The sequence below is a fragment of the Actinophytocola sp. genome (assembly GCF_045807065.1).
Lineage (GTDB): Bacteria > Actinomycetota > Actinomycetes > Mycobacteriales > Pseudonocardiaceae > Actinophytocola.
Genome location: NZ_JBJMIE010000690.1, coordinates 1 through 9,378, shown reverse-complemented (window position 1 = coordinate 9,378; position 9,378 = coordinate 1). Strand labels below are relative to the sequence as shown.

Here is a 9,378-nt window from a genome sequence, read left to right as displayed (position 1 = left end):
GGTGCTGGACTACGGGGGGGTCGCCGGGGAGATCCGCGCCGACCTGCCCGAGGAGGACTTCGCCGAGGCATACGCGAAGGGCCTGACGACCACGATGGACACCATCCACACCGCGACCGACCAGGCCCTCACCCCCCGACCCGCGTGTCCAACGCAACCGACCCGCGTGTCCAACCGCCACGACCGGTGAGTTCGACATTCGCGTTAGCCGCCCGGCTAACGCATTTGTCGAACTCACCGGTCCGATTCGTTGGACACGCGGGTTCTGGGCGTTGGACTCGCGGGGTCAGGTGCGTTTGCGGAAGGCGTGGACCGCGAGCGGGCCGAAGACCGCCAGGAAACCGGCCGCCCACGCCAGTGCCTGCAGCACCGGGGTCGCTACCGGGCCCTCGACCAGCAGACCCCGGATCGCGTTGGCCACGATCGTCACCGGGTTCACGTCCACGAACGACCGCAGCCAGCCCGGCATGGTGTTGGCCGGCACGAACACGTTGCTCACGAACGTCAGCGGGAACATCACCGCGAACCCGAACACCATGACCCGTTCCGGCTCCCGCACCAGCACCCCGACGAGTACCGAGACCCACGAGAACGCGAGCACGACGGCCAGCAGCACGCCGAACGCGCCGAGCACGGCGGCGACGCTCGTGCCCACCCGGAAGCCCATGATCGCGCCGAGGCCGAGGAGCAGCGCCATGGCCCACGCCTGCTTCACGATGTCCGCCACGATCCGCCCGGTCAGTGGCGCCCACCTGGCGATCGGCAGTGCGCGCAGTCGGTCGAACACGCCCTTGGTCAGGTCGTTGCACATGCCGACTCCGGTGTTGAGCGTGCCGAACAACGCGTTCTGCACGATCAGCCCCGGCAGGGCGAAGGTCAGGTAGTCGCCGGTCGAACCGGCGATCGCGCCGCCGAACACGTACGTGAACAGCAGCAGGAACATGATCGGCTGGAGGCTGAAGTCGATCAGCTCCATCGGGTTGTGCTTGATCTGCACGAGCGTGCGCCACGACAGCGACGCGCTCTGGCGCAGGCCTTCCGACGGCCGCACCCGCGGGGCCAGGGCCGCGTGCGACGCCACTGCGGCGGTCATGCCGGCGTCCTTTCCAGGTCAGGTGTATTGGTTTCCTCGAGCTTGTGGCCGGTGAGGCTCAGGAACACCTCGTCCAGGCTGGCGTCGCGCAGTGCCAACCCCGTGACGACCACCTCCGCGTCGTCGAGCCGGCGCACCAGCGCCGGCAGCAGCGCGGGGTCGGTGACCGAGGCGGTGACCGAGGTGGTGTCCACGTCGGGCGTGCGGCCGGTCAGGTCGCGCATGATCGACGTGACAACCGGCAGGTCGGCCGGGTCCGCCGGCCGCACCACGAGCGGTTGCGCGCCGGTGCGGGCCTTCAGCTGTGCCGGCGTGCCGGTCGCGATGACCCGGCCCTGGTCGACGACCGCGATCTGGTCGGCCAGCTGGTCGGCCTCCTCCAGGTACTGGGTCGTGAGCAGGACCGTCACCCCGTCCGCGACCAGGTCGCGGACGATCTGCCACAGGTCGAGCCGGCTGCGCGGGTCCAGCCCGGTGGTGGGCTCGTCCAGGAAGAGCACGCGTGGCCGGCCGACCAGGCTCGCCGCCAGGTCGAGGCGCCTGCGCATGCCGCCGGAGTAGGTCTTGACCGCCCGGTTCGCGGCGTCGCTCAGCTCGAACCGCGCGAGCAGCTCGCCGGCCCGGCTCTTCGCCTCCGCCCGCGACTGGCCGAGCAGCCGGCCGATGAGCAGCAGGTTCTCCGCACCGGTCAGCATCTCGTCGACCGAGGCGTACTGCCCGGTCAGCCCGACGAGCTGGCGGACCCGGTGCGCCTCGCGGACCACGTCGTACCCGCACACCGACGCGTGGCCGGCATCCGGTTCGAGCAGCGTGGCCAGGATCCGGACCGCGGTCGTCTTGCCGGCGCCGTTCGGTCCCAGCAGACCCAGGACGCTGGCGGCGGGCACCGCCAGGTCCACCCCGTCGAGCGCCCTGGTCTCGCCGAACCGCTTGGCCAGCCCCTCGGCCAGTACGGCGTTGTTCATGGTGGTTGTCCCCCTTCGGGTGGAACGTTGTCGAGGCAGACGATCCGGGGCGGGCTGATACGGGGCTGAGATCTCGCTGATCCGCTCTGATACGGCGCTGACACCGGGGCCGACCACCGAGGACTAGGCTTTCCGCCATGTCGACGACCGTCTCCGCGACCAACCCCGCGGCCTTGTCGAAGCGCCTCGACCGGGCGCGGGCCGCCGCCGCGAACGCAGGCGTGGACGCCCTGCTCATGGCGCCCGGCTCGGACCTGCAGTACCTCCTCGGCGCCGGCGGCGGCTCATTCGAGCGGCTCACCTGTCTCGTCGTGCCGGCCGACGCCGCGCCGGTGCTCGTGGTGCCCAAGCTGGAGGCGCCGGGCTACGACGCGGTCCCCATGGGCGAGCTGGGTGTCGAGCTGGCCACCTGGGTGGACGCGGAGGACCCGTACGCGCTGGTGGCGTCGCTGCTGCCGAAGGCACGCCGGGTCGCGGTCGGCGACATGATGGTCGCGCTGCACGTCCTGGGCCTGCGGCACACGCTGCCGGCCGTCGAGCAGGTGCTCGCCGGGCCGATCGTGCGTGAGCTGCGGATGCGCAAGGACGCCGAGGAGATCGCGGCGCTGCGCAAGGCGGGGGCGGCCATCGACCGCGTGCACGCGCGCATGGCCGAGTTCCTGCGGGTCGGTCGCACGGAGTCGGCGGTGGGCGCGGACATCGCCGCCGCGATCGTCGAGGAGGGGCACGCGGTGGCGGAGTTCGTCATCGTCGGCTCCGGCCCGAACGGCGCGAGCCCGCACCACAGCCTGTCCGACCGGGTGGTCGAGGCCGGTGACGTCGTGGTGATCGACATAGGCGGACCGGTCGCGGAGGGCTACTGCTCCGACAGCACCCGCACCTACGTCATGGGCGAACCACGCGATACAGACGTATTGGAAACCTACGCGGTCCTCCAGCGGGCGCAGCAGGCCGCCGTAGACGCGGTCCGCCCGGGCATCGCCGCACAGGACGTGGACGCCGCCGCCCGCCGGGTGATCGCGGACGCCGGGTTCGGCGAGTTCTTCATCCACCGCACCGGGCACGGCATCGGCCTGGACGTGCACGAGCACCCGTACATCGTGGCGGGCAACGACCTGCCGCTCGAGCCGGGCATGGCGTTCTCCGTCGAGCCGGGCATCTACCAGCCGGGCCGCTGGGGGGCGCGGATCGAGGACATCGTGGTGGTCACCGAGGACGGCGTCGAACCGCTGAACACCCGGCCCCACGACCTCGTGTCGCTCCCCGCATGAGCACGCCGTCGGAGCTGGAGCCGATCGACCAGGCGATCTCGCGTGAGCTGGCCGCGGACGGCCGGTGCAGCTTCACGGACCTGGCCGAGCGCGTCGGGCTGTCGGTGTCGGCCGTGCACCAGCGGGTGCGCCGGCTCGAACAGCGCGGCGTGATCCGCGGGTACCACGCGCAACTCAACGCCGAGGTGATCGGGCTGCCGCTGACCGCGTTCATCTCCCTGACGCCGATCGACCCGGCCGCGCCGGACGACTATCCGCACCGGCTGGAACACATCCGGGAGATCGAGGCGTGCTACTCGGTGGCCGGCGACGAGTCCTACATCCTGCTGGTCCGGGTGGCCTCCCCGCACGCGCTGGAGGACCTGCTGCGGCAGATCCGCGAGGCGGCGAAGGTGTCCACCCGGACCACGGTCGTGCTGTCGACCCCCTACGAGGGCCGCGGCCCGGCGATCTAACGGACCGCGACCAGCACGTGGTCGTCGCCGAACTGCCACACGGGGCCGGCCTCGGCGAAGCCGGCCTGCCGGAGCAGCTCCGCGTGCTGCCACACCGTCAGGCCGTTGTCCCCGCTGTGCGCGATGGCCATGTTGGACCGGGCGTCGAGCAGCGGCGCCAGGTCGTCGTCCTGCTGGAGGGCCTGCCACCAGGCGCCCCACTCCTCGTTGCCCTCGGTGCCCGCCCGGCGCGTGCGCGCGTCGCGGATCGCGTCGGCGATCGTGTCCAGCGTCGGCCGGCCCAGGCCCATGTGGTCGGCGTTGACGAACACGCCGCCGGGGCGCAGGTTCGCGGCGAGGGTCCGGTACAGCTGACCGAGATCCGCCGGGCTCAACCAGTGCAACGCGGTGCTGGACACCGCCGCGTCCCACGGCCCGGGCAGGCCGGTCGCGTCGGCCCAGCCCGGGTTGGCGAGATCGGCCTCGACCAGCCGGACGCGCGGGTCGGTGTTCGCGCGGCCGAGGCCGAGCAGCAGCGGGTCGGCGTCGACCCCGACCACACGCACCCGTGGCAGGGCCTCGGCGAGCCGCCGCGACAGCGACCCGGGACCGCAGCCGAGGTCGACCACGCCGGCCGGGCCGCCACCGGTCACCTCCCGGACCACGTCGATGACCACCCGGAACCGCTCCTCGCGGTCCGGGATGTACCGCTCCTGCTGGGCGTCCCACCGTCGGAGCCACCGGGTCGCCGTGTCCGCCGCCACCGTCTGCATCACAAGTCCTCCGTAACTGGCGTTAAGCTTGACGACAGTGACGCCAACTTGGAGGGGAGTAACTGGTCAAGTGGAGTTCGACAGTCACACGAGTGACACGGTCGAGTACGCGGTCCGACTGGTCAACAACGTGACACCCGGCCAGCGGCATGGCCGCCCGTTCCCGGCGCCCACCGGCGACGAGCTGGTGGCGGCCGTCCGCGACGCGCTGCCACCGTCCCGTACACCTGACCTGCCAACCCCCGCCGACGCGGCCGAGCTGGCCGTGTGGGCCGGCCGGCTGCGGCACGTCGTCGAGCTGGTCGATACAGGTGACCTGGATTCGGCGTGCACCGAGCTGAACCAGATCATGCGCGAGGCCGGCGCGGTCCCGACCCTGTCGCGGCACGACGGCGAGCCGTGGCACCTGCACTTCCACGCCGAGGACGCCGGGTGGGCACCGAGCTGGGCGGCACCGATGGCGACGGGCCTGGCGGTGGTGCTGGGCAACCCCGTGGTCGACCGGCTGGGCCTGTGCAACGCGCCGGCGTGCGACCGGCTCTACGTCGACGTGTCCCGCAACGGCACCCGCCGGTTCTGTTCCACCACCTGCCAGAACCGGGTGAAGGCCGCTGCCTTCCGCGCACGGAAGGCAGCGGAGGGCTGACCGGCCCACCTCAGCGACGCGACCACGTGACCTAGTCGGAGCTGGTAGCGGCGTGCAGGTTGCCGTCGTGGCCGGAGAGGCAGGCCGCGGCCTGGTCGGTCGTCGTGAGGAACTCCGACAGGCACCTGCCGAACTGTTCGTGGCCGGCCGCGTTGGGGTGGAAGGACTCCTGCAGGGCGTGCGTGGCGCGGTCGTCGCGCTGCAGGTCGGTCCAGTGGACCGCCAGGCGGCGGAACCACTCGCGGCGGGGGTTCCGCTCCGACGAGCACGCCTCGCGGCCGGCACCGGCCCTCGACAGGTCCAGGAACCGGGCGCCGACGTTGTTCGCCGCCTTGCGGACGCCGGCGGTGAGCACCGGTACGGCGTCCTTCTCCACCCACCGCAGGTCCTTCGACAGGAACGGGCACCCCGACAGGTCCTGCAGCCCGTGTGCCACGTCCGGGCCGACCGGCGCCGCGTAGGACTGCACGACCAGTTGGTAGTCCGACCGCTTGTACCCGGCGTTGGCCATCACGGTCTGGATGTCGCGCAACGCGCTGGTCACCTTCGGGATCATCCGGTTGATCCGCCGCGACCACTGGGGCCCGACGGTCGCACTGCACGACCGTTCCTCGCCGAGCCACGCCCGCACGCACGCGTCCAGCACGTGCGAGAACGAGGGGTCGTCGTTCGCGCCCGAGGCGACCACCACCGCCACCACGCGGTCCCGCGCCGCGATCCTCGCCAGCTGCGAGGCCTGCGACCGCTCCGTGTACTGCTCGACCTTCCCGAGCCCGACCTGCGCGGACGGCGCGCCGGAGCACGCCAGGTTGTACGCCTTCACCACGTCCGGCAGCTTCACCTGGTGGATCGAGGCGTTGGGGGAGCGGTGGCACCAGTCGCCCTTCTCGCCGTTCGTGCCGCGCTCGTAGTCGCCCGCGCCCTCGCCGGAGATCGTGCTGTCGCCCATGGCGACGATGACCCTCGGCGCGTCCTCGGGTGGACCGGGCAGTGCCTTCGGCGGGGGGAAGAGCCGGTCGCCGGCCAACCCGAGCGTGGCCACGACGAGGACGAGGAAGAGGACAAGCCATCCCGAGGGTCGCATCGGGAGCAATTCTAGGGTGACCCCCTACAGCGGCCGGCGCTCCAGGTCCGGGTTGCGGGAGTCGAGGACCGCCGACCGGTGGACCGCCACCCCCGAGACGCCGGCCCACCGCAGGACCGTCGCACTGGCCGCCGCCGCGTCGGCGGGCGCCAGCCTGGCGATGTTCGCGCCGTGGTTCGCGCCGGGAGCGGTGTAGATGTGGGAGTCCCTGTCGCTCGGGTGGAACCGCTCGGCGCTCCACGGATCGTTGGAGCCGTAGACGAACAGCATCTGGCTCGCGCTGTTGGTGACCCAGTTGTCCACGTCGATCATCGCCGACGAGCTGTACTTCGACCGCAGCTCGGGCGGCAGGCTCGAGTTCGCGACGTAGAGGTTCGGGTAGTGGAGCAGGTCCTTCAGGTACCGGAACTTCGGCTGCGCCCAGCCGAGCTGCGTCGCCGCCTGGTAGAAGTACGGCGCGTACGGCAGGATCCCCTGGTCGGCGTAGAAGTCGAGCCCGTCGATGCGGTTGATGAACGCGAAGATGTCGTCGCTCGACGCGGTCACCGGCGGCACCGTCGGGCACGCGGTCTCCAGCGAGTACTGCCAGAACGCCCAGGCCAGGTCCAGCACGGACATCTCGAACGCCTTGTCCGCCGTGCCGAACACGCGGTCGAAGGTCCAGCCGTTCGCCCGCGCCAGCGCCTCGTACCGGTTGACCATGTCCGTGCGCCGCGCGAGTGCCTCGTGCTGGATGGCCTCCAGCGAGTCCTCGCAGGCGGGTGTGCTGCCGACCGAGGCGAAGAAGTCGTCGTACGCGCTGTCGTCGGCGTTGTCCACGTCGTTCGGTGCCACGTAGGCGACCACGCCGTCGACGTCGCGTGGGTAGAACCGGCGGTGGTAGACCGAGGTCATGCCGCCCTTGCTCGCGCCGGTGGAGATCCACTTCTTGCTGTAGATCGGCTTGAGCGCCTGCACGATCCGGTGGTGGTCGGTCGCCGCCTGCCAGATGTCGAGCTTGCTCCAGTCCTCGGGGTTGGGCCGGGACGGGGAGAAGAACCGCTCCTCCACCGAGATCTGGTTGCCGTCGACGAGCGTGGTCGGCTCCGAGCGGAAGTAGTACTCGGGCATGTTGTAGCCGGTCGTGTGCAGCACCATCGGCCGGTCGACGTCGCGGTGCAGCAGCTGCAGCCGCTGCTGGAAGGTCGGCCCGTTCCGCTTCGTGTGGTCGACCGGCTGCCGGTAGCTGAGGAAGAAGAACCGGTAGCCCGGCTCGGGTGGCGGCTGCTCGGACACCGTCATGCCGGGGATCGCGGCCAGCTGGTCCGCGATGTCGGCCGGCGCGGCCTGGGCCGGCAGGGCCGGCAGGGCCGGCACGAAACTGATCACGGTCGCCGCGACCGCGGCCGCCACCGTGCTTCTCCCGATGCGCATGCGCAGGACTCCCAGGTCGCAGGGTCAACCCAAGGCGGAATTCTCGTTGAGTAACCGTACGGGCACAGCCGCCGATCAGCCGAGTCCGCCCGGCCGTGTCGCCGGGGTACCGGCTCGACCTGCGGCGCCGCGGCGGCACCACCATCGGGAGCGTCGAGGAGTTCGTGCGTGATCGCGTCGGCGTGGGTATCCCGTTCGAGGAGGCCGAGTGGTGCCGCGCGCGGGCGTGGCGCCGACGATCATCCCCTGATTGGAGTGTGCATGGCAGTCCCCGAGGTCACCCTGAACAACAAGGTCGAGATGCCCCAGCTGGGCTTCGGCGTGTTCCAGGTGCCGGACGACGAGACCGAGGCGGCCGTGACCGCCGCCTTCGAGGCCGGCTACCGCAGTATCGACACCGCCAAGATCTACGGCAACGAGGCGGGCGTGGGCGCGGCGATCGCCAGGTCCGGCATTCCGCGCGACGAGTTGTTCATCACGACCAAGCTGTGGAACGGCGACCAGGGTTACGACTCGACGCTGCGTGCGTTCGACGCCTCGCTCGGCCGGCTGGGGCTCGAGCAGCTCGACCTGTACCTGATCCACTGGCCGACGCCGAAGCGCGACAGGTACGTCGACACCTGGCGCGCGTTCGAGAAGCTGCTGGCCGACGGCCGGGTCCGGGCGATCGGCGTGTCCAACTTCCAGCCCGCGCACCTGCGGCGCCTGCTCGACGAGACCGACACCGTGCCGGCCGTGAACCAGATCGAGCTGCACCCCTACCTGACGCAGGAGGAGGTCCGGGCGTTCGACGCGGAGCACGGCATCGCGACGGAGGCGTGGAGCCCGCTGGCCAAGGGCGGCGACCTGCTGAAGGAGCCGGCGGTGACGTCCCTCGCGACGAAATACGGTCGTACTGCCGCGCAGGTCGTGCTGCGCTGGCACCTCCAGCTCGGCAACGTGGTGATCCCGAAGTCGGCCACCCCGTCGCGGATCAAGGAGAACTTCGAGGTGTTCGACTTCGAGCTGACCGACGAGGACGTGGCCGCGCTGTCGTCGCTGGACCGCGGTCTGCGCACCGGCCCGGACCCCGACACCTTCAACTGAGCCACCCGCGGTGTGCCCGGTGCGGCTCGCGCCGGGCACACACCCGCGTCAGCTCGGCGCGCCGGGAGTGCTCTGGTAGCCGCGCCACCACTGCTGGCCGATCTCCGGCAGGGTGGCGATCGGGTCGTAGTACGGGTACTGGCGGGTCAGCGCGTCGGGGTCCTGGCGCTCGATGCCCGTGCGGTAGTTCTTCGTCCAGTAGGAGATGCCGCGTTCGCGGTCGTACTCGGTCACCTGGTGGACCCACCGCTTCCCGACGTAGGGCACGTCGCAGATGATGCGTGGTGTCGCGTAGCCCGGCAGGTACCCCATGATCGCGTGCTGCAGCTGCTGCGCCTCCCACACCGCCACGCGCCAGTGCTCGGCGTTCGGGATCATGTCGCACATGTAGAAGTAGTACGGCAGGATGTTCGCCTCGCCCTGCAACGCGAAGCACAGGTCCAGCAGGTCGTCCGGGGTCGCGTTCACGCCCCGCATCAGCACGCCCTGGTTCCGCACGTCGCGCACGCCGACCTCGAGCAGCATCCGGGCCGCGCGGGCGACCAGCGGCGTCAGCGAGTTCACGTGGTTGACGTGGGTGTGCACGGCCAGGTTGACGCCGCGCCGCTCGGCG

General features: G+C 71.1%; 10 protein-coding genes and 1 pseudogene. 5 read left to right on the top strand and 6 right to left on the bottom strand.

Going from position 1 to position 9,378, the window contains the following annotated elements:
* Positions 1-190, top strand: a 190-nt coding sequence (locus ACJ73U_RS40600; RefSeq protein WP_407783106.1) for a hypothetical protein, incomplete at its 5' end; no start/stop codon positions are given.
* Positions 191-286: 96 nt separating this feature from the next.
* Here the strand turns inward: ACJ73U_RS40600 and ACJ73U_RS40595 are convergent.
* A complete protein-coding gene (locus tag ACJ73U_RS40595; RefSeq protein WP_407783105.1) occupies positions 287-1,093 on the bottom strand; it encodes an ABC transporter permease in 807 nt (268 codons plus the stop codon).
* Positions 1,090-2,058, bottom strand: a complete 969-nt coding sequence (locus ACJ73U_RS40590) for an ATP-binding cassette domain-containing protein (RefSeq protein WP_407783104.1) — start codon at positions 2,056-2,058, stop codon at positions 1,090-1,092. The genes ACJ73U_RS40595 and ACJ73U_RS40590 overlap by 4 nt, the downstream gene beginning before the upstream one ends.
* 137 nt (positions 2,059-2,195) lie before the next feature.
* Between ACJ73U_RS40590 and ACJ73U_RS40585 the strand changes: the two genes are divergently transcribed.
* Both ACJ73U_RS40585 and ACJ73U_RS40580 read left to right on the top strand, forming a co-directional pair.
* On the top strand, positions 2,196-3,329 hold the full coding sequence (locus ACJ73U_RS40585; RefSeq protein ID WP_407783103.1) for a M24 family metallopeptidase: 1,134 nt from the start codon (positions 2,196-2,198) through the stop codon (positions 3,327-3,329).
* Positions 3,326-3,784, top strand: a complete 459-nt coding sequence (locus ACJ73U_RS40580) for an Lrp/AsnC family transcriptional regulator (RefSeq protein ID WP_407783102.1) — start codon at positions 3,326-3,328, stop codon at positions 3,782-3,784. The genes ACJ73U_RS40585 and ACJ73U_RS40580 overlap by 4 nt, the downstream gene beginning before the upstream one ends.
* Here the strand turns inward: ACJ73U_RS40580 and ACJ73U_RS40575 are convergent.
* A complete protein-coding gene (locus ACJ73U_RS40575; protein WP_407783101.1) occupies positions 3,781-4,536 on the bottom strand; it encodes a class I SAM-dependent methyltransferase in 756 nt (251 codons plus the stop codon). The two genes, ACJ73U_RS40580 and ACJ73U_RS40575, sit on opposite strands and share 4 nt — an antisense overlap.
* Positions 4,537-4,606: 70 nt before the next feature.
* Between ACJ73U_RS40575 and ACJ73U_RS40570 the strand changes: the two genes are divergently transcribed.
* A complete protein-coding gene (locus ACJ73U_RS40570) occupies positions 4,607-5,182 on the top strand; it encodes a CGNR zinc finger domain-containing protein (RefSeq protein ID WP_407783100.1) in 576 nt (191 codons plus the stop codon).
* 31 nt (positions 5,183-5,213) lie between these two features.
* Here ACJ73U_RS40570 and ACJ73U_RS40565 read toward each other — a convergent pair whose 3' ends face one another.
* Positions 5,214-6,266 (bottom strand): GDSL-type esterase/lipase family protein, encoded by a 1,053-nt coding sequence (locus ACJ73U_RS40565; protein ID WP_407783099.1) that lies wholly within the window; start codon positions 6,264-6,266, stop codon positions 5,214-5,216.
* Positions 6,267-6,290: 24 nt separating this feature from the next.
* Complete coding sequence (locus tag ACJ73U_RS40560) at positions 6,291-7,679, bottom strand: S28 family serine protease (RefSeq protein ID WP_407783098.1); 1,389 nt, start codon at positions 7,677-7,679, stop codon at positions 6,291-6,293.
* Positions 7,680-7,940: 261 nt separating this feature from the next.
* On the opposite strand from ACJ73U_RS40560, the gene ACJ73U_RS40555 reads away from it, so the two are divergent.
* Positions 7,941-8,765: an aldo/keto reductase gene (locus ACJ73U_RS40555; RefSeq protein WP_407783097.1), complete on the top strand. Its 825-nt coding sequence runs from the start codon at positions 7,941-7,943 to the stop codon at positions 8,763-8,765.
* 48 nt (positions 8,766-8,813) lie between these two features.
* On the opposite strand, the pseudogene ACJ73U_RS40550 reads toward ACJ73U_RS40555, so the two are convergent.
* A pseudogene (locus ACJ73U_RS40550) lies at positions 8,814-9,378 on the bottom strand (lysine 2,3-aminomutase); the annotation flags it as partial.

Coding starts and splice junctions, on each gene's coding strand:
- ACJ73U_RS40595 (WP_407783105.1), bottom strand. CDS start 1,093: ATGACCGCCGCAGTGGCGTCGCACGCGGCCCTGGCCCCGCGGGTGCGG.
- ACJ73U_RS40590 (WP_407783104.1), bottom strand. CDS start 2,058: ATGAACAACGCCGTACTGGCCGAGGGGCTGGCCAAGCGGTTCGGCGAG.
- ACJ73U_RS40585 (WP_407783103.1), top strand. CDS start 2,196: ATGTCGACGACCGTCTCCGCGACCAACCCCGCGGCCTTGTCGAAGCGC.
- ACJ73U_RS40580 (WP_407783102.1), top strand. CDS start 3,326: ATGAGCACGCCGTCGGAGCTGGAGCCGATCGACCAGGCGATCTCGCGT.
- ACJ73U_RS40575 (WP_407783101.1), bottom strand. CDS start 4,536: ATGCAGACGGTGGCGGCGGACACGGCGACCCGGTGGCTCCGACGGTGG.
- ACJ73U_RS40565 (WP_407783099.1), bottom strand. CDS start 6,266: ATGCGACCCTCGGGATGGCTTGTCCTCTTCCTCGTCCTCGTCGTGGCC.
- ACJ73U_RS40560 (WP_407783098.1), bottom strand. CDS start 7,679: ATGCGCATCGGGAGAAGCACGGTGGCGGCCGCGGTCGCGGCGACCGTG.
- ACJ73U_RS40555 (WP_407783097.1), top strand. CDS start 7,941: ATGGCAGTCCCCGAGGTCACCCTGAACAACAAGGTCGAGATGCCCCAG.